Annotated in this window: 24 protein-coding genes; 13 read left to right on the top strand and 11 right to left on the bottom strand. The window is 53.7% G+C overall.

Going from position 1 to position 25,976, the window contains the following annotated elements:
• Positions 1 to 14 precede the first annotated feature (14 nt).
• Positions 15 to 1,610: an ABC-F family ATPase gene (locus tag HVX64_RS08675; RefSeq protein WP_044256415.1), complete on the bottom strand. Its 1,596-nt coding sequence runs from the start codon at positions 1,608 to 1,610 to the stop codon at positions 15 to 17.
• 217 nt (positions 1,611 to 1,827) lie between these two features.
• Here HVX64_RS08675 and ldtB point away from each other — a divergent pair, with 217 nt between their 5' ends.
• Positions 1,828 to 2,748: a L,D-transpeptidase gene (gene ldtB, locus HVX64_RS08670; protein WP_042320414.1), complete on the top strand. Its 921-nt coding sequence runs from the start codon at positions 1,828 to 1,830 to the stop codon at positions 2,746 to 2,748.
• A 65-nt stretch (positions 2,749 to 2,813) separates the two neighbouring features.
• Here the strand turns inward: ldtB and HVX64_RS08665 are convergent, their stop codons facing one another.
• A complete protein-coding gene (locus HVX64_RS08665) occupies positions 2,814 to 3,923 on the bottom strand; it encodes an anion transporter (protein WP_043001267.1) in 1,110 nt (369 codons plus the stop codon).
• Positions 3,920 to 4,393, bottom strand: coding sequence for a manganese-binding transcriptional regulator MntR (gene mntR / locus HVX64_RS08660; protein WP_043001268.1), 474 nt, complete (start codon positions 4,391 to 4,393; stop codon positions 3,920 to 3,922). Before mntR ends, HVX64_RS08665 begins: the two co-directional genes overlap by 4 nt.
• 185 nt (positions 4,394 to 4,578) lie before the next feature.
• Here mntR and mntS point away from each other — a divergent pair, with 185 nt between their 5' ends.
• Positions 4,579 to 4,707, top strand: coding sequence for a manganase accumulation protein MntS (gene mntS, locus HVX64_RS08655; protein WP_043001269.1), 129 nt, complete (start codon positions 4,579 to 4,581; stop codon positions 4,705 to 4,707).
• A 277-nt stretch (positions 4,708 to 4,984) separates the two neighbouring features.
• Complete coding sequence (locus tag HVX64_RS08650; RefSeq protein ID WP_044256417.1) at positions 4,985 to 6,571, top strand: phosphoethanolamine transferase; 1,587 nt, start codon at positions 4,985 to 4,987, stop codon at positions 6,569 to 6,571.
• A gap of 64 nt (positions 6,572 to 6,635) precedes the next feature.
• On the opposite strand, the gene ompX is transcribed toward HVX64_RS08650, so the two are convergent.
• Positions 6,636 to 7,151 carry an outer membrane protein OmpX gene (gene ompX / locus HVX64_RS08645; RefSeq protein WP_043001271.1) on the bottom strand — a complete coding sequence of 172 codons (516 nt, stop codon included), beginning with the start codon at positions 7,149 to 7,151 and terminating at the stop codon, positions 6,636 to 6,638.
• Between the two features lie 73 nt (positions 7,152 to 7,224).
• Complete coding sequence (locus HVX64_RS08640) at positions 7,225 to 7,269, bottom strand: hypothetical protein (RefSeq protein ID WP_125340082.1); 45 nt, start codon at positions 7,267 to 7,269, stop codon at positions 7,225 to 7,227.
• A gap of 270 nt (positions 7,270 to 7,539) precedes the next feature.
• Here HVX64_RS08640 and rhtA point away from each other — a divergent pair, with 270 nt between their 5' ends.
• The 6 genes from rhtA to ybiO all read left to right on the top strand — a co-directional run bounded on the left by rhtA (position 7,540) and on the right by ybiO (position 14,175).
• Positions 7,540 to 8,427: a threonine/homoserine exporter RhtA gene (rhtA, locus tag HVX64_RS08635; RefSeq protein ID WP_043001272.1), complete on the top strand. Its 888-nt coding sequence runs from the start codon at positions 7,540 to 7,542 to the stop codon at positions 8,425 to 8,427.
• A gap of 309 nt (positions 8,428 to 8,736) precedes the next feature.
• Positions 8,737 to 9,240, top strand: a complete 504-nt coding sequence (gene dps, locus HVX64_RS08630; protein WP_042320427.1) for a DNA starvation/stationary phase protection protein Dps — start codon at positions 8,737 to 8,739, stop codon at positions 9,238 to 9,240.
• 364 nt (positions 9,241 to 9,604) lie between these two features.
• On the top strand, positions 9,605 to 10,351 hold the full coding sequence (glnH, locus tag HVX64_RS08625; protein ID WP_043001273.1) for a glutamine ABC transporter substrate-binding protein GlnH: 747 nt from the start codon (positions 9,605 to 9,607) through the stop codon (positions 10,349 to 10,351).
• Between the two features lie 87 nt (positions 10,352 to 10,438).
• Entirely contained in the window at positions 10,439 to 11,098 is a 660-nt protein-coding gene (gene glnP / locus HVX64_RS08620) for a glutamine ABC transporter permease GlnP (protein ID WP_043001274.1), read from the top strand.
• Positions 11,095 to 11,817, top strand: a complete 723-nt coding sequence (gene glnQ / locus HVX64_RS08615; protein ID WP_043001275.1) for a glutamine ABC transporter ATP-binding protein GlnQ — start codon at positions 11,095 to 11,097, stop codon at positions 11,815 to 11,817. The genes glnP and glnQ overlap by 4 nt, the downstream gene beginning before the upstream one ends.
• Positions 11,818 to 11,934: 117 nt before the next feature.
• The gene (gene ybiO, locus HVX64_RS08610) at positions 11,935 to 14,175 is read left to right on the top strand and encodes a mechanosensitive channel protein (RefSeq protein ID WP_043001276.1); all 2,241 of its coding nucleotides are present in this window, start codon (positions 11,935 to 11,937) and stop codon (positions 14,173 to 14,175) included.
• Here ybiO and rlmF read toward each other — a convergent pair.
• Positions 14,172 to 15,098, bottom strand: a complete 927-nt coding sequence (gene rlmF, locus HVX64_RS08605) for a 23S rRNA (adenine(1618)-N(6))-methyltransferase RlmF (RefSeq protein WP_043001277.1) — start codon at positions 15,096 to 15,098, stop codon at positions 14,172 to 14,174. The two genes, ybiO and rlmF, sit on opposite strands and share 4 nt — an antisense overlap.
• Positions 15,099 to 15,384: 286 nt before the next feature.
• Between rlmF and mcbA the strand changes: the two genes are divergently transcribed.
• The 3 genes from mcbA (at position 15,385) to ybiJ (ending at position 16,579) form a co-directional block, all read left to right on the top strand.
• Positions 15,385 to 15,645: a DUF1471 family periplasmic protein McbA gene (mcbA, locus tag HVX64_RS08600; protein ID WP_043001278.1), complete on the top strand. Its 261-nt coding sequence runs from the start codon at positions 15,385 to 15,387 to the stop codon at positions 15,643 to 15,645.
• Positions 15,646 to 15,766: 121 nt separating this feature from the next.
• Positions 15,767 to 16,033, top strand: a complete 267-nt coding sequence (locus HVX64_RS08595; RefSeq protein ID WP_043001279.1) for a DksA/TraR family C4-type zinc finger protein — start codon at positions 15,767 to 15,769, stop codon at positions 16,031 to 16,033.
• Positions 16,034 to 16,318: 285 nt separating this feature from the next.
• Complete coding sequence (gene ybiJ / locus HVX64_RS08590) at positions 16,319 to 16,579, top strand: DUF1471 family protein YbiJ (protein WP_043001280.1); 261 nt, start codon at positions 16,319 to 16,321, stop codon at positions 16,577 to 16,579.
• Between the two features lie 107 nt (positions 16,580 to 16,686).
• Here the strand turns inward: ybiJ and ybiB are convergent, their stop codons facing one another.
• The 4 genes from ybiB to pcaB form a co-directional block, all read right to left on the bottom strand.
• Positions 16,687 to 17,655 carry a DNA-binding protein YbiB gene (gene ybiB / locus HVX64_RS08585; protein WP_044256419.1) on the bottom strand — a complete coding sequence of 323 codons (969 nt, stop codon included), beginning with the start codon at positions 17,653 to 17,655 and terminating at the stop codon, positions 16,687 to 16,689.
• Positions 17,656 to 17,681: 26 nt separating this feature from the next.
• On the bottom strand, positions 17,682 to 19,832 hold the full coding sequence (gene dinG, locus HVX64_RS08580) for an ATP-dependent DNA helicase DinG (RefSeq protein WP_044256421.1): 2,151 nt from the start codon (positions 19,830 to 19,832) through the stop codon (positions 17,682 to 17,684).
• A 208-nt stretch (positions 19,833 to 20,040) separates the two neighbouring features.
• On the bottom strand, positions 20,041 to 21,462 hold the full coding sequence (locus tag HVX64_RS08575; RefSeq protein ID WP_044256423.1) for a DASS family sodium-coupled anion symporter: 1,422 nt from the start codon (positions 21,460 to 21,462) through the stop codon (positions 20,041 to 20,043).
• A gap of 33 nt (positions 21,463 to 21,495) precedes the next feature.
• Positions 21,496 to 22,848 (bottom strand): 3-carboxy-cis,cis-muconate cycloisomerase, encoded by a 1,353-nt coding sequence (gene pcaB / locus HVX64_RS08570; RefSeq protein ID WP_044256425.1) that lies wholly within the window; start codon positions 22,846 to 22,848, stop codon positions 21,496 to 21,498.
• A 202-nt stretch (positions 22,849 to 23,050) separates the two neighbouring features.
• Here pcaB and HVX64_RS08565 point away from each other — a divergent pair, with 202 nt between their 5' ends.
• Positions 23,051 to 23,785 carry a GntR family transcriptional regulator gene (locus HVX64_RS08565; protein ID WP_044256426.1) on the top strand — a complete coding sequence of 245 codons (735 nt, stop codon included), beginning with the start codon at positions 23,051 to 23,053 and terminating at the stop codon, positions 23,783 to 23,785.
• 668 nt (positions 23,786 to 24,453) lie between these two features.
• Here the strand turns inward: HVX64_RS08565 and rhlE are convergent.
• Complete coding sequence (gene rhlE, locus HVX64_RS08560) at positions 24,454 to 25,815, bottom strand: ATP-dependent RNA helicase RhlE (protein WP_044256428.1); 1,362 nt, start codon at positions 25,813 to 25,815, stop codon at positions 24,454 to 24,456.
• Between the last annotated feature and the right edge of the window lie 161 nt (positions 25,816 to 25,976).

The following is a 25,976-nucleotide window of genomic DNA, read 5'->3' as shown; positions in this document are numbered from 1 at the left end:
AAGACGACGGGAAATTAGTTGTCGATCCCTTTACTGCGCAGGTAGTCTTCGTAGTTACCGCTGAAGTCCACCACGCGCTCTGGGGTGATTTCCAGCACGCGGGTCGCCAGCGAGCTCACAAATTCACGGTCGTGAGAAACGAAGATCAGGGTACCCTGATACATCTCCAGCGCCATGTTCAGCGATTCGATGGATTCCATATCGAGGTGGTTAGTCGGTTCATCCATGACCAGAATGTTTGGTTTCTGCATCATCAATTTACCGAACAGCATGCGACCCTTTTCACCACCCGACAGCACCTTAGCTGGCTTTTTGATGTCGTCCTGGCTGAACAGCAGACGGCCAAGGATGCTGCGCACCGCCTGTTCGTCATCGCCTTCCTGCTTCCACTGACTCATCCAGTCGAAGACCGTCAGATCGTTTTCGAATTCATATTCGTGATCCTGCGCGTAATATCCAATGCGCGCGTTCTCAGACCATTTCACGGTACCGCTGTCGGCGTCCAGATCGCCCACCAGCGTTTTCAGCAGCGTCGATTTACCCACGCCGTTGGTCCCCAGTACCGCCAGCTTTTCACCGACTTCCAGCAGCAGGTTCACGCCTTTAAACAGCGGACCGTTATCAAAACCTTTGCTGATCGCTTCCACTTCCAGCGCGTTACGGAACAGTTTCTTGTCCTGCTCGAAGCGGATAAACGGGTTCTGACGGCTGGATGCCTTCACTTCATCGAGTTTGATTTTATCAATCTGACGGGCACGAGACGTCGCCTGACGAGATTTAGAGGCGTTGGCGCTAAAACGGCTGACGAAGGATTGCAGGTCGGCAATCTGCGCTTTTTTCTTGGCGTTATCCGCCAGCAGACGTTCGCGCGCCTGCGTCGCGGCGGTCATATATTCGTCGTAGTTCCCCGGATAAATTCGCAGTTCGCCGTAATCGAGATCCGCCATGTGCGTGCACACCATGTTCAGGAAGTGACGGTCGTGCGAAATGATGATCATAGTGCTGTCACGTTCGTTCAGCACCTGCTCCAGCCAGCGAATGGTATCGATGTCCAGGTTGTTCGTCGGTTCGTCGAGCAGCAGAATATCCGGATTGGAAAACAGCGCCTGGGCCAGCAGGACACGCAGCTTCCAGCCAGGAGCGACTTCGCTCATCGGACCGTAGTGCTGCTCTACCGGAATACCAACGCCAAGCAGCAGTTCACCGGCGCGCGCTTCAGCCGAGTAACCGTCCATTTCGCCGTATTTCACTTCCAGATCGGCCACCTTGTAGCCATCCTCTTCGCTCATCTCCGGCAAGGCGTAGATACGATCGCGCTCCTGCTTCACTTCCCACAGTTCACCGTGGCCCATGATCACCGTATCGAGCACCGTGAACTCTTCAAAAGCAAACTGATCCTGGCGCAGCTTACCGATACGCTCGTTCGGATCGAGAGAAACGTTACCCAGCGTCGGCTCAAGGTCGCCGCCGAGAATTTTCATAAAGGTGGATTTACCGCTACCGTTGGCGCCAATCAGGCCGTAACGGTTGCCGCCGCCAAATTTGACGGAAATGTTTTCGAACAGCGGCTTACTGCCGAACTGCATGGTGACGTTGCTGGAAACTAACACGGACGTATCCTAAAGAATATGTGACAAACCGCGTATTATGCCACAAGTCTGAAATAAGATCGCGCCTCGTCGCAAACGACTACACTGGGGTAACAGGAAAAAAATGTGATTTCGTACACATCTGAATTCCCTGTTAACAGGAATGCACATATAATGCGCTCCCAACACTACAGAATTCTCAACCCAACAGCCTGCCAGGCAATGAATCTCGCATAACATGAATATGAAATTAACAACGTTTTTCGCGGCAGCACTCGCGGTCGTCGGCTTTTGCAGTACCGCATCCGCTGTCACCTATCCTCTGCCAACGGATGGTAGTCGCGTCATTGGTCAGAATCAGGTTATCACCATCCCGGAAGGTAACACGCAGCCGCTGGAATATTTTGCTGCGGAATACCAGATGGGACTTTCCAACATGCTGGAAGCCAACCCGGGCGTGGATACCTTCCTGCCGAAAGGCGGCACCGTGCTGAATATTCCGCAGCAGTTGATTCTGCCGGACACCGTGCACGAAGGTATCGTGATTAACAGTGCGGAAATGCGTCTGTACTACTACCCGAAAGGCACCAATACGGTGATCGTCCTGCCTATCGGTATCGGTCAGTTAGGTAAAGACACGCCAATCAACTGGACCACCAAAGTAGAACGTAAGAAAGCCGGTCCGACCTGGACGCCAACCGCGAAAATGCACGCTGAATATCGTGCCGCAGGTGAACCGCTGCCTGCCGTTGTTCCGGCAGGTCCGGATAACCCGATGGGTCTGTACGCGCTATACATTGGGCGTCTGTACGCCATTCACGGCACCAACGCCAACTTCGGTATCGGCCTGCGCGTGAGCCACGGTTGCGTGCGTCTGCGTAACGAAGACATCAAATTCCTGTTCCAGAATGTGCCTGTTGGCACGCGCGTACAGTTTATCGATGAGCCGGTAAAAGCAACCACTGAGCCTGATGGCAGCCGTTACATCGAAGTTCACAACCCACTGTCGACGACTGAAGCGCAGTTTGAAGGCGGCGAAATCGTACCGATTACCCTGTCGAAGAGCATTCAGAACATCACCAATCAGGCCGATGTTGACCAGAACGTGGTAGAGCAAGCGATTCAGAACCGTTCAGGGATGCCTGTTCGTCTGAATTGATACGAATCTGGACAATATAAAGGGCGGATAATTTTTCCGCCCTTTTTTGTTGATTTTAATTGGTATTATCTCAGCAGTAACAGCCCATACCCCACCAACGCTGCCCACACCAGCATCGGCAGTGAATAGAGATGAAAGCGCCACCAGATGCGTCGGTCGTTTGCCATCCGTAGCGCAATCAAATTCGCCAGCGATCCCGGCAACAAACCAAATCCACCGACGTTGACCGCCCATGCCAGCAGCACGGTCGGAGGCACGTAATTCAGCAGTAAGATGGTGCCGGGAACATTGCTGATAAACTGCGACAGACCAATTGCCGTCAGCCACAGGCCGGGTTCAGACAGCGAGCCGACGTGACTTAACGTTCCCTGCAATGCCGGCAGTTGCGTCAGTAGATGAACATCAATAAACATCGCCATAAACACCAGCAACAGCGTCCAGTCAACGCTCAACACCACACGCCGCGCCAGTAACAGAAACCCCAGCGCGACAATCGCCAGCCCTACCAGCTCTTGTTTGAACTCCAGCGCCGTCAGAAAGACGATGTACAGCCCCAGACACCCCCATACCAGTCGCGGCTGCCATTGCGGCGCATGCGTGCCGGTGTGGTACGACAGCGGCTTATTAGGGAAGCAGAACCAGCACACGACCAGCAGCGTCACCATCATCGCAACGGCAAGCGGCGCCATCTGGCTGATAAAGGCAAAAAATGAGAGACCAGAACGCCCCCACAGCAAAATGTTTTGTGGGTTGCCAATGGGCGTTAACAGCGAGCCAGCATTCACGGCCAGCGCTTCAAAAATAATCAGCCGGTTGACCGGTATCGCACACAGCTTCTTCAGCGTAATGGTCAGCGGCACAACGATAAAAAGCGCGACGTCGTTGGTCAGAAAAGTGGAAAGCAGCGCCGCTGCCAGCACCATGAACATCGCCAGACGGCGCTCAGTCGCAAAGCGGCGGGTCATTTTACGTCCCAGCACATCGAAATAGCCGCTAAGCTCCACGCCTTTAGTCAGCAACATCAGGCCGCTCAGGATGATAATGGTGTGCCAGTCAATAGCGCCAGGCCACGTCCGTGGCGTGAACGGCACCCACAGACTCAACGCCACGCCAACGACAATCAATAGCTGAAAAAAACGGTCGCGTTTCAACGCCCGCAATAAAGGCAGGTTCATTCAACGGAAGTTCCGTGTTGTTCGGTAAACAGCCGGAATGCGTCCAGCGTCTCCTGACTGACATGATGCTCCATCCCCTCAGCATCGCGACGGGCTATCTCAGCGCTCACCCCCAGCACCAGCAGGAAGTTCTCCACGATCTGATGGCGCTCACGGCTTTCCTGCGCCAGCTTCTCCCCTTCCGGGGTTAAGAAAACGCCGCGCCAGGGGATCATTTCGATCAATCCCACCGAGGCCAGGCGTTTGAGCATCTTCGCCACCGTGGGTTGGGACACCCCGAGCCGGGCCGCCATATCCACCTGACGCGCTTCACCGACTTCAATAATCAGATCAGAAATCAACTCAACATAGTCGTCAATCAGCTCACGCCGATGCGCCTCTCTCACCTGACGAAACCCTTCGACGTGTTCTTCAACGTTCACTAACTGCGTCACTTTTTTTGTTGTTGGCATACCTGCGCGACGACTCATTCTGCTTCCTCATTCCTGTGACGCGTTAACAGCATCTAATTGGAGAGCGTCCATTGTAAACCAGAGTTGCCCAGGCACAAAAAATTAACGTTTTAGCAATAGCTATATAATATAGCCTGTGCTATATCTGTATGTAATGCAGTCATCTCTCACGGATCGAGGGACCAGAACGTCAGGAGGTCAATATGAACGAGTTTAAGAGGTGTATGCGCGTGTTTAGCCACTCTCCCTTTAAAGTCCGGTTAATGCTGCTCTCAATGCTGTGCGATATGATCAACAGCAAACCTGAGCAGGATAAGCCCTCGGATAAATAACGCGGCGTCGCGGTACGCCGCGTCATCTGGCTGTCATCTACGGCCGTTACACTTCTGCCTATGTCAAAATAGCCCTTCTTTTTGTCGGATTTGCTAACCCCTTCGCAAAACAATTTCTGTCTGCCCGTTGACCTTCACATTCACACGCTCTATCTTCTTGCAGCCCTGCCTAACTTGCGGCTCGCAGATGCGGACCTCTTTCCCTCTTCACGCACTCTCAGCAGGTAATGACCCTTGGCGCCAGGGTAAGCACATGGCGTTTTTACGATAGTGGCATATGAATTTAACCGTCAAAGACTCACTTCTTGCTCGCAGCCGGGCCCTTAGCCCGTGGACTGGCTTTTATGTTCTGCAGTCGCTGCTGATCAACCTGGCGCTGGGCTATCCGTTTAGTCTGCTGTATACCCTTGCCTTTACCTGCATATTGCAGTTGCTCTGGCGGAGCGCGCCGAAAGCGCAGAAGGTGCTGATCGGCGTGTGTTCGCTGGTCGCCGCCTGTTACTTTCCTTTCGGCCAGGCCTACGGATCGCCAAATTTTAATACGCTGCTGGCTCTGCACTCGACCAATATGGAAGAGTCCACGGAAATCCTGACGATTTTCCCCTGGTATAATTACCTGATGGGGGTGTTTATCTTTTCCCTTGGCGTGATCGCCGTGCGTCGCAAACCTGACGAAGAGAAGAAACGCTGGAATAAATATGACAGCCTGTGCCTGCTGTTCAGCGTCGTGGCTTTTTTTGTCACCCCCGTACAGAACCTGGCCTGGGGCGGCGTGTTTAAATTAAAGGATACCGGCTATCCGGTGTTCCGTTTCGCCAAAGACGTCATCGTCAATAACAATGAAGTCATTGACGAGCAGGAGCGCATGGCGAAGTTAGCCAGCATGAAAGACACCTGGACTGTCACCGCCGTGAAGCCGAAATATCACACCTATGTGGTGGTGATCGGTGAAAGCGCTCGTCGTGATGCGCTGGGGGCGTTTGGCGGTCACTGGGATAACACTCCGTTTGCCAGCAGCGTTAATGGCTACCTGTTTGCCGATTACATCGCGGCCAGCGGGTCAACGCAAAAATCGCTCGGGCTGACCCTCAACCGGGTCGTTGATGATAAGCCGCAGTATCAGGACAACTTTGTCACGCTGGCAAACCGCGCCGGTTTCCAGACGTGGTGGTTCTCGAATCAGGGACAAATCGGCGAATACGATACCGCTATCGCCAGTATCGCAAAGCGGGCTGATGAAGTGCATTTTCTTAAAAACGGTGACTTCGAGGCGGACAAAAACACCCAGGACGAGGCGCTGTTAAAAATGACCGCACAGGTGCTGGAAACGGAACGCACCCAGCCGCAGCTGATTGTCCTGCATCTGATGGGGTCTCATCCACAGGCCTGCGATCGGACAAAAGGCAAGTACGACACGTTCGTCCAGTCGAAAGAAACCTCCTGCTATCTCTATACCATGACTCAGACCGACGACCTGCTGCGAAAACTGTACGATCAGCTCCGCAACAGCGGCGACAGTTTCTCGCTGGCGTATTTCTCCGATCACGGTCTCGCCTTTAAAGAGCGTGGGAAGGAAGTGCAGTATCTGGCGCATGACGACCAGTTCCAGCAAAACTTTCAGGTCCCGTTTATGGTGCTCTCCAGCGATGACAAAGCGCATAAAGTCATCAAAGCGCGGCGCTCCGCCAACGACTTCCTTGGCTTTTTCTCACAGTGGACAGGGATCAGCGCAAAAGAGATTAAGATGAAGTACCGGTTTATCTCTGAACAGAAAGCCGGGCCGGTGTATATCACCAATTTCAAATTGCAGAAGGTGGATTATAACCACCTGGGAACCGATATCTTTAGCACCAAATCGCGATAACCTATTGAAATACATCCAAAAAAAATCCGCCCCTTGAGGCGGATTTTTTATATCACTGACGTGATTAGAAGCGGTAACCGACGCCTGCGATCCAGGTGCCAACGTCAACGCTACGAATACGGCTCTGCTCGTAAGAGAAGTCCAGAGCAACATTTTCGATCGGGTTGAACTGCACACCTGCGCCATAAGAGAAACCATAATCGCTGGTGTCATCTTTATGCGTCGGGTAGTTGGTGTCCTGGAATTTACCGTAGCCCACACCCACAACACCGTAGATGCTTGCCCAGTCGTTCAGACGGTAAGCCGGACCAGCAGTGATGCCGTAGTACTGAGTTTTGTTGTAATCGCCTGCACCGTTAGTACGATCTTTTTCGGTGTAAGTGAAGGAACCGATTACGCCCAGCGGGTTGTTGTCCTGCTCATAGCGATACTTCAGGTTGAAACCGTTCATTTTGTTCGCCGCGCCCTGAGCATCGCTCTGAGCATAACCACCGGTAACGGTAGACGTTGCAGCGACAGCGGAACCTGCGGAGATAGCCAGAACAGCGGCCAGTGCTGAAAGACATGCAATTTTTTTCATAACCACCTCAAATGTGCTTCAAATAAATCCTAAGTGTTAAATATATCAAAAATTGATGAGAAACTCTTTGCGATTAGTGATGTCTAACGGGCAATTTCATGTAACAGAACGTTTCCATCAACCGCTATCTCTTTCAATTAACATCACTTTTCCAGATATTTGCCCCATTATTACGCGCATAATAAAGGACATTCATCCAGATTATTCCTAATCTGCCAGCGCATTAATCCATCAATTTGCCGCCATTTTACGGCTTTCCAGAAATTTTTTTTCAACGAAGACTCAACCGTAGATGGTTATTTCCATTACACTGCCTCTTTTACTTTTCTATACACAAATCAGGCAAGTTGCTGGATGGCGTGTATCTACAGTTATGTCGGGAGAACGGATGCCAGGGTCGTCACGTAAAACGCCAGTTTGGCTGCCTGTTTTAGTACTGCTTATTGCCATGGCCTCAATCCAGAGCGGCGCATCGCTGGCAAAATCATTGTTTCCGCTGGTTGGCGCGCCCGGTGTGACCGCTCTCCGTCTGGCGTTAGGCACGCTGATTCTTATTGTCTTCTTCAAGCCATGGCGTCTGCGGTTTGCCAAAGAGCAGCGTCTGCCGCTGCTTTTTTACGGCCTGTCGCTGGGGGGAATGAACTACCTCTTCTATCTGTCGATTCAGACGGTCCCGCTGGGGATCGCTGTCGCGCTGGAGTTTACCGGGCCGCTGGCGGTCGCCCTGTTCTCTTCGCGACGCCCCGTTGATTTTATCTGGGTGGTACTGGCGGTTCTCGGACTCTGGTTCCTGCTGCCGCTGGGTCAGGACGTTTCGCATGTCGACCTGTTCGGCGCCACCATGGCACTGGGCGCAGGCGCCTGCTGGGCTATCTATATTCTCAGCGGACAACGCGCCGGCGCTGAGCACGGCCCGGCCACTGTCGCGATAGGTTCGCTGATTGCGGCTCTGGTTTTCGTCCCACTTGGGGCTGTGCAGGCCGGGGAAGCGCTCTGGCACTGGTCTGTCATTCCGCTGGGTCTGGCGGTTGCGGTACTGTCGACGGCGCTCCCCTACTCGCTGGAGATGATTGCCTTAACCCGTCTGCCTACGCGCACCTTTGGCACGCTGATGAGTATGGAACCCGCACTGGCCGCACTGGCAGGTATCCTGTTTCTGGGCGAAACGCTCACGTTTGTCCAGTTGCTGGCGCTTGGCGCGATCATTGCCGCCTCGATGGGCTCGACGTTGACCATTCGACGGGAAAGCAAAATAAAAGAGGTTGATGTAAATTAATTTTACATTTCTGCATGGTTGCATAACCATGCAGAATATCTTCCCGCTGTTTTCCCTGTATTTTCCTGATATTTCCCCACCGTCTATCTGCCCCGTACCGACTATTTATCCGCCTTCTCATGTCGCCATCAGAATATTGTTACCGCTGGTCTAACTCTTGCGCAACCACATGAATAGTAATGCAATTAAATAACGATGGTGTTAAATACTATTAAAGCGATAGGCAGAGCCAGAAAAGCAGGAATCATAACCGGTGCTATACTGAATCTCGTAAATTACTGGGACATAACATCAAGAGGATATGAAATTATGAGTACCGCTAAATTGGTAAAAACAAAAGCGTCCAATCTGCTTTATACCCGCAACGATGTCTCTGACAGCGATAAGAAAGCAACGGTTGAGTTGCTGAATCGTCAGGTGATCCAGTTTATCGACCTGTCACTGATCACCAAGCAGGCCCACTGGAATATGCGTGGGGCTAATTTTATTGCCGTCCATGAGATGCTGGATGGCTTCCGTACGGCATTGACCGACCATCTCGATACCATGGCAGAGCGTGCCGTACAGCTGGGCGGTGTGGCGTTGGGGACTACGCAGGTTATTAATAGCAAAACGCCGTTGAAAAGCTATCCGCTGGACATCCATACCGTTCAGGATCATCTGAAAGAACTGGCAGACCGTTATGCTGTCGTCGCTAACGATGTGCGTAAAGCCATCAGCGAAGCGAAAGACGAAGATACCGCCGATATCTTTACCGCCGCATCCCGCGATCTCGACAAATTCCTGTGGTTCATCGAATCCAACATCGAATAATCGCCTCATAAGTATTCCCTCTACAACCCTCGCCACGGCGGGGGTTTTGCACTTTTATGGTGCACCACATCGTCACCACTCCGTCGTAAAGTAAAATATTTGTAATAATCACCTCACACAATCGTTAATGAAAGATTGTTTTATCAACGATCTTTGCGCTAAATAGGCAGACCGTTCACGCCCCCTCCAGGCTGCACTAAATCAGTGCCCCAGAATGGTGCAAAAAGCGAGTTTTGCTCCGAGACCTGTGCACAAGCGTGCAGTCCCCTCTTGTTAAAACAAGGGGTTGCAAAACTGGCACGATTTTTTCATTACATTTATCGTTCTCGCAGGGGATCGCCCCGTGGATAAAAAAGGAAATGCTATGAAGTCTGTATTAAAAGTTTCACTGGCAGCACTTGCTCTGGCTTTTGCGGTGTCCTCTCATGCCGCGGATAAGAAACTGGTTGTCGCAACTGACACCGCGTTCGTGCCGTTTGAATTCAAACAGGGTGACAAATACGTTGGCTTTGATGTGGACCTGTGGGCCGCCGTAGCAAAAGAACTGAAGCTGGATTATGAACTGAAACCGATGGATTTCAGTGGCATTATCCCGGCGCTGCAAACCAAAAACGTTGACCTGGCGCTGGCGGGCATCACCATTACTGACGAGCGCAAAAAAGCGATCGATTTCTCTGACGGTTACTACAAAAGCGGTCTGTTAGTGATGGTGAAAACCAACAATAACGACGTAAAAAGCGTAAAAGATCTGGACGGTAAAGTGGTCGCGGTGAAGAGCGGTACTGGATCCGTTGATTACGCCAAAGCCAACATCAAAACGAAAGATCTGCGGCAGTTCCCGAACATCGATAACGCCTACATGGAACTGGGTACCAACCGCGCAGACGCGGTTCTGCACGATACGCCGAACATCCTGTATTTCATCAAAACCGCAGGTAACGGCCAGTTCAAAGCAGTGGGTGAATCACTGGAAGCGCAGCAGTACGGTATCGCATTCCCGAAAGGCAGCGACGAACTGCGCGAGAAAGTGAATGGCGCGCTGAAAACGCTGCGTGACAACGGTACTTATAACGAAATCTACAAAAAATGGTTCGGTACTGAACCTAAATAATAATGGCTTTGCCTTCAGATGTTGCCCGGAGGCGCTAAGCGTACCGGGCATTTGATTTTTTTTTCACCACGGTAACAGGAACAACATATGCAGTTTGACTGGAGCGCCATCTGGCCCGCCATTCCGATCCTGCTTCAGGGCGCCAAAATGACCCTGTGGATCTCCATCCTCGGTCTGGCTGGCGGGATCATCATCGGCTTGCTGGCGGGTTTAGCCCGAACTTATGGCGGCTGGATCGCCAATCACGTCTCTCTCGTCTTCATTGAAGTCATCCGCGGCACGCCGATCGTCGTCCAGGTGATGTACATCTATTTCGCCCTGCCGATGGCTTTCCCGGACTTGCGCATCGACACCTTCAGCGCCGCCGTTATCACGATCATGATTAACTCCGGAGCCTATATCGCGGAAATCACCCGTGGTTCGGTCCTGTCGATCCATAAAGGATTTAGCGAAGCGGGTCTGGCGCTGGGTCTTTCCCGTCGGGAAACCATCCGTCATGTGATCATGCCACTTGCGCTGCGTCGTATGCTGCCTTCGCTCGGTAACCAGCTCATCATCAGTATCAAAGATACATCGCTGTTTATCGTCATCGGCGCGGCGGAACTGACCCGCAGCGGTCAGGAAATTATTGCCGGCAATTTCCGTGCCCTGGAAATCTGGACTGCGGTGGGTGTTATTTACCTCATCATCACGCAAGTCCTGAACATCGTGCTTCGTAGTCTGGAAAGAAGGATGAAAATCCTGTGATTGAATTTAAAAACGTCTCAAAGCATTTTGGCCCGACCCAAGTGCTGCATAACATCGATCTGAGCATTAAGCAGGGCGAAGTGGTGGTGATTATCGGGCCATCGGGTTCCGGTAAATCCACGTTGTTGCGCTGCATAAATAAACTCGAAGAGATTACCTCCGGCGATCTGATCGTTGATGGGCTCAAGGTCAACGACCCGAAGGTCGACGAGCGTCTGATCCGTCAGGAAGCCGGGATGGTGTTCCAGCAGTTCTATCTTTTCCCTCATCTGACCGCGCTGGAAAACGTCATGTTTGGCCCGTTGCGCGTTCGTGGGACGAAGAAAGACGCTGCCGAGAAGCAGGCAAAAGAGCTGTTGGCGAAAGTGGGTCTGGCCGAGCGCGCTCACCACTATCCGTCTGAGCTTTCCGGCGGTCAGCAGCAGCGTGTGGCGATTGCCCGCGCCCTGGCGGTGAAGCCGAAGATGATGCTGTTTGATGAACCGACCTCTGCACTCGATCCGGAACTGCGCCACGAAGTACTGAAAGTGATGCAGGATCTGGCGGAAGAAGGGATGACGATGGTCATCGTTACGCACGAAATCGGCTTTGCCGAAAAAGTCGCCTCACGCCTGATCTTCATCGATAAGGGTCGTATTGCCGAGGACGGTAATCCGCAAACCCTGATTGAAAACCCGCCAAGCCAGCGTTTGCAGGAGTTCTTGCAGCACGTTTCCTGACGGCCTGCCTCCCTTCCATCTGGAAGGGAGGTTTCTCTACGACTCTTCCCATTTCGAATCGCCGCGCCTCCAGCCACTATACTTATCTCTTTGTTCTGTTTTCTCACTGGAGGAGTCATGCGGTGGATCCTGTTCATCCTCTTTTGCCTGCTGGGCGCACCAGCCCAGGCGGTAACCATTCCCGGTGTCACAACCGGCGCTGATGCTGACGCGCAAACAACACCTGCGCCCGAACCTGATGTCGAGCAAAAGAAAGCGGCCTACGGAGCGCTGGCCGACGTACTGGAAAATGAGACATCGCGCAAAGAATTGATTGACCAGTTGCGTACCGTTGCCGCCACGCCACCGCCGGAACCGGTGCCTAAAATCACCCCGCCGGTGGTTGTGGAGGAAAAAACGGTACTGGAGAACGTTACCGATCTCAGCCGCCATTACGGCGAAGCCCTGTCTGGCCGCTTTGCCCAACTCTATCGCAACATCACAGATGCGCCACACAAGCCCTTTAACAGCCAGACCTTCAGTAATGCCCTCAGTCACTTTCTGATGTTGGCCGCTGCGGTGTTCGGCTTCTACTGGTTGATTCGTCTGTGTATGTTGCCGTTGTACCGTAAAATGGGAAACTGGGCGCGGAAGAAGAACCGCGAGCGCAGCAACTGGCTCCAGCTACCGGCAATGATCGTTGGCGCCTTTATTATTGATCTGCTTCTGCTGGCGCTTACCCTGTTTGTCGGTCAGTTGTTGAGCGACAGGCTGAACGCGGGCAGTCGCACCATCGCGTTTCAACAAGGACTGTTTCTGAACGCCTTTGCCCTGATCGAATTTTTCAAAGCCATTCTGCGACTGATCTTCTGTCCGAACGTGGCGGAACTGCGGCCCTTTACCATTCAGGATGCCAGCGCCCGTTACTGGAACCGGCGGCTGAGTTCGCTGAGCAGTCTGATTGGCTATGGCCTGATCGTCGCTGTTCCGATTATTTCCAATCAGGTGAACGTACAGGTCGGTGCGATGGCCAACGTGGTCATCATGCTGTGTATTACGCTGTGGGCGCTGTACCTGATTTTTCGTAACAAGAAAGAGATTACCCAGCACCTGCTGAATCTTGCGGAACGATCGCTGGCCTTTTTCAGTCTGTTTATTCGCGCCTTTGCTCTGGTCTGGCACTGGCTGGCAAGCGCCTATTTCATCGTCCTGTTTTTCTTCTCCCTGTTCGACCCCGGCAACAGCCTGAAGTTTATGATGGGGGCGACAGTGCGCAGTCTGGTGATCATCGGCATTGCGGCCTTCGTTTCCGGAATGTTTACCCGCTGGATCGCCAAAACCATTACCCTCTCCCCGCATACGCAGCGCAATTATCCCGAACTGCAAAAGCGGCTCAACGGCTGGCTTTCTACCGCATTGAACGTGGCGCGGATCCTGACGGTGTGTGTCGCCATCATGCTGCTGCTGAACGCCTGGGGACTGTTTGATTTCTGGAACTGGCTGCACAACGGCGCCGGTGAGAAGACGGTTGATATTCTGATCCGCATCGTGCTGATTCTGTTTTTCTCCGCAGTAGGCTGGACGCTGCTTGCCAGCCTGATCGAAAACCGGCTGGCTTCCGATATTCATGGCCGTCCTCTCCCCAGCGCGCGTACCCGCACGCTGTTAACGCTGTTTCGTAACGCACTGGCGGTGATCATCAGCACAATCACCATCATGATCGTACTTTCGGAAATCGGCGTTAACATCGCCCCACTGCTGGCCGGGGCCGGGGCGCTGGGGCTGGCAATTTCCTTTGGTGCGCAGACGCTGGTGAAAGATATTATTACCGGGGTCTTTATTCAGTTTGAAAATGGCATGAATACGGGCGATCTGGTGACCATCGGGCCGTTAACCGGTACGGTAGAACGCATGTCGATTCGCTCCGTTGGCGTACGCCAGGACACCGGGGCGTATCATATTATTCCGTGGTCATCGATCACCACCTTTGCCAACTTTGTCCGCGGCATTGGCTCGGTGGTCGCCAATTACGATGTGGATCGTCATGAAGATGCTGATAAGGCCAATCAGGCGCTGAAAGAGGCGGTCGCTGCGGTAATGGAAACCGAGGACGTTCGTGGGCTGATTATTGGTGAGCCGTCGTTTGCCGGGATTGTCGGATTAACCAACACGGCATTTACGCTGCGGGTATCGTTTACCACGCTGCCGCTGAAGCAGTGGACGGTTCGCTTCGCGCTGGACAGCCAGGTGAAAAAACATTTCGACCTGGCGGGCGTTCGTCCACCGGTGCAGACCTGGCAGTTTCTGCCCGCCGCGCCAGCGGCAGCCACAACACCGGCCACACCCCCGTCGCGGCCACCCGGCGAGCCGACGCTCTAGCGCTTACGTGCGCTAAAACGACGGCGCTGGTCGTCGTCCATAAAGGTCCAGGCAATAAAGCGGCTCTGCTTTTGCCCCTGGGCCATCTCTTTTTTCACCACCTTGACCGCTCCCACGTCAGTCAGCGCACGATAGAGCGGCGGCAGGTTTTCGCCGCGTGACACCAGCGTGGTAAACCACATGACCTGACGGCCAAAAGCCTGACTTTCGGAAATCATCGTTTTGATGAACGCGACTTCCCCCCCTTCGCACCACAACTCCTGCTGCTGACCGCCGAAGTTCAGCGCATCATCTTTGCTCTGTCCGAGGTTGCGACGTTTGCGCTCGCTTCCTGCACGAGCAGAGGCGGCGGAATCATGGAACGGCGGGTTGCACAGCGTCGCATCATATTGCTCATTTTTATGAATAATGCCGTTAAAAATAGCCGCTGGGGTTTTCTGACGACGCAGGCGAATGGCGCGCGTCAGCCCTGGATTGGCGCTGATAATGGCCTGCGCGCTGGCTAACGCCTGCTCATGCGTCTCACTGCCCGTAAAACGCCAGCCATACTCATGCACGCCGATCAGCGGATAAATACAGTTCGCGCCCACGCCAACATCCAGGATTGTGGCCTGAGTTGGCACACTTCCCGTTGTCTCTGCAAGCAGATCGGCCAGATGGTGGAGGTAATCGGCACGCCCAGGAACAGGCGGACACAGAAACCCTTCAGGAATATCCCAATTTGCCACCCCATAGAAATGCGCCAGCAGCGCCTTATTCAAGGCCTTTACCGCCAGCGGATTGGCAAAATCAACGCTTTGTTCGCCTGCGGGGGTCAGGACGAGATACTGCGCCAGCTCAGGCGTGCCTTTGCAGAGCGTGGCAAGATCGTAGCGACTGTGGTGACGGTTGCGCGGGTGTAAGCCCGGTTTCTGGGGGGACATAGCATTCTCCTTTTAACAGCGGCGTAAGATACCCGCATAACGCAACGCGGTAAACCGGGTTGATAACAAACGGGCGCTTCTCTGCAGCGCATCTGCGCACGAAATGGGGTGAAGTGGCGCAAATCGCCCAAATATCAATGATATGTATGTCATTGATTTGTCAATATACGTCAATATTTTTCGTTCAAATTTTAAGCAGATCATCATCAATTTTTTACGCCATTTCTGCCGCACTGACGACCTAAACTTATCTGGCACTACACGTTGTTTCACTGAGGAGAGCATCATGAAAAAATGCCTCGTATTACTCGTCGCCACCACGCTTGCAGGCGTGGCATTCGCGGCGTCTGCAGCACAACCTTTGAGCAGTCCCGATACCGGTCAGCTACGTGCGTCAGGTACCGTCTCTGCCACTGGCGCAACCAACCTGAGTGATCTGGAGGATAAGCTGGCGGAAAAAGCGCAAGAACAAGGCGCGAAAGGCTTTATGGTTAATTCCGCAGGCGGTAAGAACCAGATGTATGGTACAGCCACCATTTACAAGTAACCTTCCCCACCACCTGCCCGATAGCGACGCCGCTTATCGGGCAATGTTCCCTTGACTGCGCAATTTTTGACCCCATCTTGACTATAATAACCTCGGTAAAAAGCGTGAGGAGAATAGTGCTATGGCTTCTGGTTGGGCAAATGATGACGCTGTGAACGAACAAATCAACAGTACAATTGAAGATGCTGTTGCACGTGCAAGAGGCGAAATTCCGCGCGGTGATAGCCTGTATGAATGTGAAGAATGTGGCGATCCGATCCCTGAAGCCCGCCGACAGGCAGTGCCAGGTGTAAGACTGTGCCTTAACTGCCAGCAGGAGAAAGATTCACAGAACTCATCCTATACAGGATATAATCGCAGAGGATCAAAAGACAGCCAGCTACGTTGACCTAAGCTTACATAGATATCAAGAACATGCCGTTTCGCTTACGCTCACGTTAAATTTCTCTTTGCGTAGCAAAATGTGCCGTTCATCCCTCAACTGTAAAGTGAACTGCGTAGAACCGTAAATTCATCTCGTGAATTAATTAATAATCAATAAGTTATTTGTCATTCAATTTTTTTGATTAATGCTGTCAATTCTCTTCGATTTTATCTCTCGAAAAAAAGCGTGATACTCATCACATCGACGGAACATCGTCTTCCTTAATAAATAACCTGCGAGAGATTAACAATGAAAACTATCAAATATGCTGTTGCCGCTGTTGCCCTGTCTACTCTGTCTTTTGGCGTTTTCGCTGCCGAACCTGTTACGGCTGCTCAGGCGCAAAGCATGAATAAAATCGGTGTGGTTTCTGCAGAAGGCGCAACCACGCTGGACGGCCTGGAAGCAAAACTGGCTGAGAAAGCCGCTGCTGCCGGCGCAAGCGGTTACAGCATCACATCCGCCAACAACAACAACAAAATGAGCGGTACTGCTGTTATCTACAAATAAGTTTTACCCCGTCTGCTGCCAACAGACACCCTGCTCCAACCCTCATTGAACCTGAATTACCCTTGTTTGCCCGTCCGCCACTGGACGGGCTTTTTTTATCTGTCGCGCTAAAAACTGTCGTTGACTCGCGCCAGTCCTTGCTCGAGTGTTGCCACCTCACCCGTTGCCACCAGGCAACAGGACATCTGGATTTTCAACGATGCGGGTACCGGCTCACTTCCCGCCAGGCAGCGTTCAATCCAGCGCGCGGTCGTCTCAGGATCCTTTGCCGCGGGCAGCGGTACAGGTTCGTCGGGCATTTCACTTTGTCGGCTCTGTAACACCCGGGTGCCAGTGCTATCAATCAGGCTAATCTGCGGGCAGCGTTGCGGATTGGCGTAAACCTCACCTTCGGTTCCGTGCATCAACAACCCACGCCCACCAATATCATTAAAGAATTTCGCGACGCGCGGCACATATTCCGGATGCGACACGCTGGCAAGACGCAGCGCGGCGTCTTCGGCAAACGGTGTCGCTAACTTCGCCAGCGTATGTGCGCTGTTGCGCACACCCAGTCGCCAGCGCATTGCCAGCTGTTTTTCCAGCGGCGGGCAGAGCGTACTCACCGGAATAAAGACTGGCTGATGTCCATCCAGTTTCGCCTGTGCCTGTCCGGCATGACGCGTCGGCGCAATCCCCATCAGTTCGAAAATGGTCTCTGTCAGCACGCGGGTCGGATCTTCGCTCACCCCATGCACGACGACCGGAAAACCCAACTTGTGCAATAAAATCGCCAGCAGCGGCGTCAGGTTCGCCTGTTTACGCGCGCCGTTATAGCTGGGGATAACGATCGGCATCGGCTTCGCAACCGGCGGGGTAAGCTTAATGGAATGGTTTTGCATCGCCTCATAAAAGCCCAGCATTTCGGCTTCCCCTTCCCCTTTGATACGCAATGCAATCAGCACGCCGCCCATTTCCAGTTCCGGCACGTCGCCGTTGAGCATGTGGGTATAAAGCCCTCGCGCGGTATCCTGATCCAGATCGCGGGCGTGGTTTTTCCCCCGGCCGATCTCTTTAATTATTTTGCGGTAATCCATCGAAAACTCCTTGCCTCACACTCACGTTATTTACGCCGACGGCGCGTGGGTTTCGCTTTTTCTTTTGCCTTAACGATAACGTCTGGCACTGCGGGTCGTTCTATGGGAAAAACAGGTAATGCATCCAGTAAACGCTTGCCATAATTTTTGGTCAACAGACGCTTATCATAAATTACCACTTCTCCCCAACACCCGTGGCTACGGATCAAGCGTCCCACCTGCTGGATTAGATTAAACGAGGCGGCGGGCAAACTCTGCACTTCGAACGGATAGCGATTGAGACTTTTAAGCCACTCGCCTTCGGTGATCACCACCGGGCTGTCGATGGGGGGAAAAGCAATTTTGTGGATATGCACCTGACTGAGTAAATCGCCTTTCAGGTCCAGTCCTTCGGCGAAGGATTGCAGCCCCACCAGCACGCTACGCTCGCCGTTTTCCACCCGCTTACGGTGCAGTTCCACCAGCCGGTAGCGCGGCTGGTCACCCTGGACCAACAACAACAAGCGCAGATCGCTGACGTATTCCAGAAAGCGCTGCATCGCTCGCCCACTGGCAAATAGCACCAGCATGCCGGAATGTTTTTTACTTTCCAGCTGTTCGCGGAAATAAGCCGCCATCTCCGCAATATGCTGTTCTTCGTTGTCGATCAACGGTTCATAGCGCATCTGCGGAATAATAATTTTACCCTGTTCGACATGGTTAAACGGCGAATCGAGCGCGACGAAGCGGTCTCCGGCTTTTTCCTTCAGGCCGCTCATCTCCTGCAGACGCGAAAAACTATTAAGCGAACGCAGCGTGGCGGAGGTGACGATGATATGCGGCACACTGCGCCAGAGTAATCGCTCGAGTTGATCGCTCACGCGGATCCCCACGCAGTGAAACCAGACGTGGGGTTGCCCGTCGCGCACCTCGCGCGTCGTCCATTTCGACACCGGTGCGCCGGATGACTGGGCCAGCGAGGCCAGTCGCCACAGTTTGCTTTGCGCTTCAAACATCCCCAGCGCCCGGTTCATCTGCAAAATAGCCCGATGCAAACGCACAACGTCATGGCTGCCGGTTTTCTCGCTGAGATCATTCAAAAACAGCTCCGCCAGACCGCGCAGCGTTTCGGTGAGCTTCGCCAGACGCTGGCAAATCTCCATCACTTCATCCGGCAGTTCCCCCATCGCAAAGCGATGTTCCGCTTCCTGCCCGGCAGGCATGTACAGACTGAGAATGTGATTAAGTGACGCGATAAGTTCATACAGCTCTTCGCAATGGGCGTTCAGACGCTCCGGATTCGCCAGCGGCGGCGTGGTCTTGGGGCGAAACTGCTCCATGCAAGTCGCCACCAGTTTGCTGAACAGATCCAGTTGCAGGCGATACCAGGAGGCGGTAATTTCCGCGCTCATTTCCAGCGCATCGCGGGCGACATCCGGCAGGTGATGGCCTTCATCCAGAACCAGCAGCAGGTTTTTCGGGTCCGGTAACACCGCTTCGCTTTCCATCGCCGCCATCACCAGCGCATGGTTTGCCACCACCACTTCCGCTTCCTGAATCTCGCGACGGGCGACAAAAAACGGGCACTCGCGGTAGTAGTGGCAGTTGCGGTTCAGGCAACTGGCTTTATCGGTACTCAGTCGTCGCCAGAGGTCGTCGTCAATGGCGATATCCGTATGATCGCGCAGGCCGTCCCACTTGTAGCTGTCGAGGTCGCCTTTTAACTTTGCGCAGCGCTTCTGTTCTTCCTGGTTGTTCGGCGTGAGTTCATCGTCAAGAAAGGCGAGCAGATCCTGTTGCGTGGGTTCAGTACTGGCCAGCGCCGTCAGATTTCGCGGACACACATAGCGCCCGCGTCCAAACGCGGCGGTAAAGCGAAGATCGGGAATAATTTTGCGCAGTAAGGGCAGATCTTTACTGTAGATCTGATCCTGCAACGCCACGTTGGCGGTGCTAACCACCAGCGTTTTTTGCTCTTCCCGCGCAATGGCAATGCCGGGAATGAGATAGGACAGGGTTTTCCCCACTCCGGTAGGCGCCTCTATCGCCAGATGACGCCCTTCTTCTCCGGTCAGCGTTTTCGCGACATCGGCAATCATCTGCCGCTGCGGCGCACGGGGGATAAAGTCGGGGATCTGTTCCTGAAGCGCCTTATACCAGACGGCGATTTGCGCTTTAAGCGCAGCGGTTAATGCCATGAGAAAACCTGAAACACTGTATAAACAGCCACTATTGTGGCACATTTCAGACCTGGAACGTATCTTTTTTGCCGCTTCTGGAAGGTGCTTCGCAACCTGGATTCGACGTGTCGGATGGCAGCTTACGCCTTATCCGGCCTACGGCTATAGACAATTCTATGCGCGCAGGCCTAATAAGCGCAGCGCCATCAGGCAACTGCGCTGTGACTTAATAGTAACCCAGCAGCTTCCACCACAGCATGCCAACCGCGAAAATGATAATGACGTTGAAGGTCACCACGCACAGGTTGATTCGGTAAAACCGTGGTCGCTCGAAATAACCTTGCGCAAAGTAGATAGGGCCGGGTCCTCCGCCGTACTCGGTGTTCCCCCACATCAGGTTACTGAAGATACCGAAGCAGATAGCCACCATCATCGGCGGTGCGCCGGCTGCAATCGCCGTGGCGGCAAATGGTGCGTACAACGCGGCAACGTGCCCCGTGGCGGTAGCAAACAGGTAATGGACGTAGATGTACAAGACACCGAGCACAATGAATGCTTCCATCGCACCGAATCCCTGAATCCCGCTACCCAACTTCACCGTCATCCATTTGATGAATCCCAGATCCGCCAGACCCGTCGCCAGGCTGATGATCACGCTGAACCAGATCACCGTGTCCCACGCCGCATGGTCATTGAGGAGACTTTTCCAACTGACGGCCCCGGTCGCAAACAAATAAGCGGCTAGCCCCAGCCCGACCGATGTCGCCGAGATCCCGGTAATCAGACTGGTTCCCCAGCCGACAAGCGCCAGCACAAACCCTACGGCCACTTTTTTCTCATTACTGCTCATGACACCCAGTTCGCCCAGCGACTGTTTACCCATCGCTTTGGCTTCCGGTGTATGCTTCAGTTCTGGATCCAGCAGCTTATAGACCAGCAGCGGCATCAGGCAAAAACAGACCATCGCTGGAACGACGGCAGAAATAAACCAGCCGCCCCAGGTGATCTCCAGACCCAGCGTGGATTTTGCCAGGCTTGCCACCAGCGGGTTTGCCGCCATACCGGTTAAAAATATCGCCCCGGTGATCGGCGTAAACTGAAAGCAAACCATCGTCAAGAAATCGCCAATCCGCTTGCCAGTCGCGCCAGGAGCCGAACCGAGTACGTCGTTGATTGAGCGAGCAATCGGGAAAATAATCCCGCCAGACCGCGCCGTCACCGACGGCATCGCCGGGGCCATAATCAGGTCAGAAACACCGAGCGAATAGGCAATTCCCAGACTGCTTCCGCCAAACAGCGACAGCATTTTATAGGCAATACGTTTTCCCAGTCCGGAGGTCACAAACCCCAGCGAGAGCACGTAGGCGCAGAAAATCAACCATACCGTGCCAGAGGCAAAGCCTGACAGTGCCTTCGCCTCAGTCAACGTTTTGCTGAAGATCACCACGCAAAGCGCAATCAGCATAACCGCCCCCGAAGGGAGCGGCTGGGTCAGGATTGCCGCAATGGTGGCGGCAAAAATCGCAAACATATGCCAGGCCGCCGGGGTTAACCCTTCAGGAACGGGAATAAACCAAATGACGGCACCGATTACCAGCGGGATCAGAAATGAGAGAAGTTTCTTGCCCATGACAAAATTCGTAGACATAGCGCTATCCTTATTGCGTTAGCACAATCATGTTCATTTCCGTGACTGATATTTGGCCAGCACCTGATCGACCATTTCCGGCGCCATTCCCAGATAATTTGCCGGATCGGTCAGTTGGTTAATCAGTTGCGGATCCAGTCGTTGTGCCACTGTCGGCATAGCGTTCAGTACGTCGGCCAAGTGACCGCCCTTCTCGTTGACGATACGACAGGCGTCATAGACGACATCATGGGCATCCTGGCGGCCGATGTACGGAGCCAGCCCCATCATCACCGCTTCTGCCACAATCAGGCCGTTGGTCATCCCAAGATTGCGCAACATTGCCGCTTCATCGACCTCCAGTCCTGCCAGCATAAAGTTGGCCTGATGCAGCGCCCCTGCGCTCAGGACGAAACTTTCCGGGATCGCAATCCACTCCGCGTGCCACGGTCCGGTGGCGCGTTCCAGATCCTGAACCATCGCATCCAACATCAGCCCGGCCTGTTGACGAACGCCTTTTGCACAGGCCAGCATGAGTTCGCTGGAGATAGGATTGCGTTTTTGCGGCATAGTGCTGCTGGCACCACGGCCTTTAACGAACGGTTCATACAGTTCGCCAAACTCGTTCGATGCCATCAGCATCACGTCATAAGCAATCTTCCCTAGCGAACCGGTGATGACCGCCAGCAGGTTCACCGCCTCTGCGAAGCCGTCGCGCGCTACGTGCCAGGTGGAGGTCGGGACGTTAAGACCTAACTCTTCCATCAGCGCTTTTTGTACCGGCAATCCTTTGTCGCCCAGCGATGCCAGCGTTCCGGCGGCCCCGGCAAATTCACCGACCAACACGCGCGGACGCGCCTGTTGCAAACGTTCGGCGTGGCGTTCAAACATGTCCAGCCAGATAGCGGCTTTATAACCAAACGTCACTGGCAGCGCCTGCTGTAAGTGGGTACGTCCGGCCATCGGCGTATCCCGATAGCGCAGCGCCAGGTCAGCCAGCGTTGCACGTAACCGGTTCATGTCCGCCTCGATCAGTTCAAAGGCATCACGGATTTGCAGTACCACCGCCGTGTCCATAATATCCTGCGTCGTCGCCCCCCAGTGCACATAGCCGCCAGACTCTCCGGCTTGCTTTGAAATCTGGTGTACAAGCGGCAGGATCGGATAACCGACGATTTCCGTCTCATGACGTAACAAATCGAAATCCAGCGTATCGGCATTGCACTTCTCAGCGATCTCTTTGGCTGCCGCTTCCGGGATCACTCCGCAACGCGCCTGCGCTTTGGCGAGCGCCACCTCCACTTCGACATACTTGCGAATAAGTTCGTAGTCATCAAACACGGCGCGCATTGCGGGTGTACCAAAAGAATCTCTAAATAAAACAGAATCCATTACATTCGAAGCCATAAATCCCCCGGTTCAATCTGATAATGATAAGATGAGCGTCTGACCCGGTTTACGACGCAATCGGGCCAACAAAAATGTCCGAACATATATAAATGTCCGTACATTTAAAATGTACGGACATTTATAATAATCATGACGAATCCAGGGAATAGCCCGTAGTCATTTCTGTGACTGTGATCATTAATTATTTGACGAAACTGCGATGAAAGAATCTCTGTACAAACGGATAGCCCGTGAACTGGCTCATCAAATCTCGACGGGAACTTACCCGCCCGGTTCACTGTTTCCGACAGAAATGGAACTGTGCGAAACCTGGCAAGTGAGTCGTCACACCATGCGCGAAGCGCTGAGGGAATTAACGGAACAGGGGTTGATTTCGCGACGTAAAGGCGCTGGCACGCGCGTATGCGAACCGCAGGCGAGCGGGGTTAACCATCCGTTGTCACATCTGGAAGATCTGCTGCTGTTGGCGAAAAACAACCTGCGGGTGATTAAGAAGATCGATGAGATTGTAGCGGATATTGAGCTTTCCCAACTGATAGATTGCCCGCCCGGTTCACGCTGGCTACATATCGCCAGTATTCGTGAGGATGCGCAAAACCCGGATGCGCCTATTTGCTGGACGGACAGTTACGCCAGCACCGATTATTCCAGGCTACGCGCGTTCATCCGCGACGATCCGCACTCGCTGATTAGCGATCTGATCGAAACGCACTACGGAATTAAGAGTCACGAAGTGCATCAGACGATCACCGCCGTTGGCGTACCGAAGAAAATCGCCAAGATACTGAATGTCGAGCCCGACTCTCCGGGGATGCGCATCGTACGGCGCTATCGGGATCGTGACGGGAAAGTGTTCGAGACCACGATTTCAATTCACCCGGCGGGACGGTATACCTGTTCTATTGTGTTGAAATCGCAGAATGCGGGGGAGTGAGGGGGCGTATACGCTTTGAGAAGCATATGCCCCTGTGGGACGAGTACCGTTCACCTCATGTTCGCAGCCAATCTGGTACACCAGTACCTGTGAACGGGTTAAGGAGGCTCGTCGCCGCCTCCTTAACAATCCTGGCTCCCGGCTGGAAAATTGTCGCTTCGCGATACCCTCCGCTTATTCCTTCAGGCTACCGGGCCGGGCACGACTCAGCATCCCTGCTTCGCGCGCCCTGAACCCGCATCCCTGCGGGTTCTCCCGGCCTTACGGAAACGCGTCGGCAATTTTCAGCCGGACCTATCCATACCTGACCATCTCCACGGTTTGCTTTTTTTTACAGCGAAGTGAATTTAGCTGAAAGGCAGAGAATTGAAGCGATGGCATTGGTCCGGCGTGAAAATCGATGAGGCGTTGGCGGCTGACCGGGGCCGCCCGCAGGGAAGCGGGCGGAGGGGACGGCCTGCATGGATGCAGGCTCGACCCCGACCCGACAGGCAGACGGCATAAGACGAATGAACCACGAAGTGGCGATTTTCCTTGCCGGGAGCCAGGGTTGCAAGGGAGGCGGCGGTGAGCCTCCCTTGCACGTTCACGTGTACTGCGGTTTCAGAGAATCACTGAATACAAAGTGAACGTAACATTTCTCAGAGTATCAGGCCTTCCTGACCCCCTTACTGTACGGGTGTAATTCTGCGCGGGCGACGCGGTGGACGTGGCTTTTCACCAGCCGGTTTGCCTTCTGCGCCACGCGGTTTACCTTTCGACGCGCCACCGTCCTGACGACGCGGCTGCTGAGCGCGACCCGCGCCCTGCCCTTGTCCCTGACCACGGCCCCGACCGCCACCACCGCTACGCTGCTGACGACCATTCTGGATCGGCTCAGCTTTGATCGAGGGATCTGGCTCATAGCCCGGCGTGGTAATACGTGGGATCTCTTTTTTCAGCAGTTTTTCAATGTCACGCAGCAGTTTGTGTTCATCAACACAAACCAGCGACAGCGCTTCACCGGTAGCGGCTGCACGTCCAGTACGACCGATACGATGCACATAATCTTCCGGAACGTTCGGCAGCTCGTAGTTCACCACGTGCGGCAGTTCTTCGATGTCCAGACCACGCGCCGCAATGTCAGTCGCCACCAGCACGCGGATATCGCCTGATTTGAAATCCGCCAACGCACGGGTACGCGCCCCCTGGCTCTTGTTACCGTGGATCGCTGCGCTGCGGATACCATCTTTGTTGAGCTGTTCCGCCAGGTGATTGGCGCCGTGTTTGGTGCGGGTAAAGACCAGTACCTGCTGCCAGTTGCCCTGACCGATCATCTGCGACAACAGTTCGCGCTTGCGTTTCTTATCGACAAAATGGACGTGCTGCGTCACCTGCTCAGACGCCGTGTTGCGACGCGCCACTTCAATTTCCAGCGGGTTATGCAACAGCTTTTCGGCCAGCGCTTTGATCTCATCAGAGAACGTCGCGGAAAACAGCAGGTTCTGACGCTTCGCCGGCAGTTTCGCTAACACGCGGCGAATATCGTGAATAAAGCCCATATCCAGCATACGGTCCGCTTCATCCAGCACCAGAATCTCAATCTGGTCCAGCTTCACCGCGTTCTGGTGTTCCAGGTCCAGCAAGCGGCCCGGCGTTGCCACCAACACATCGACGCCACCGCGCAGTTTCATCATCTGCGGGTTAATACTCACGCCGCCAAAAACCACCAGCGAGCGAATGTTCAGATACTTGCTGTAATCACGGACGTTTTCACCAATCTGCGCCGCCAGCTCACGCGTTGGCGTCAGGATCAGCGCACGCACCGGGCGACGCCCTTTGCCATGCGGCTGTTTGGTAATAAGGTGCTGTAACAGCGGCAGCGTAAAGCCCGCCGTTTTACCGGTACCGGTCTGCGCACTCGCCATCAGGTCGCGACCTTCCAGCACGGCAGGGATCGCCTGTTGCTGAATAGGGGTAGGTTCACGGTAACCCTGCTCGGCAATGGCGCGCAGAATATCAGGATTTAAACCCAGGGAATCAAAAGACATAACTACTCCGAACCGCCCCGACCGTTCCCGGTGTCGTTTTCAGGGAGATGCATACAATTTGGGAATGACAAAAACCACAATGTCATGAAGGGGCGGAGTGTAGCAGTTTTTGTGACACACCGCATAAATTATCCCGGTCACTGGAAAAGACAAAATAAACG

The sequence above is a fragment of the Citrobacter sp. RHB20-C16 genome (assembly GCF_013890155.1).
GTDB lineage: Bacteria > Pseudomonadota > Gammaproteobacteria > Enterobacterales > Enterobacteriaceae > Citrobacter_A > Citrobacter_A amalonaticus.
This window is presented reverse-complemented; position numbering and strand designations above follow the sequence as displayed.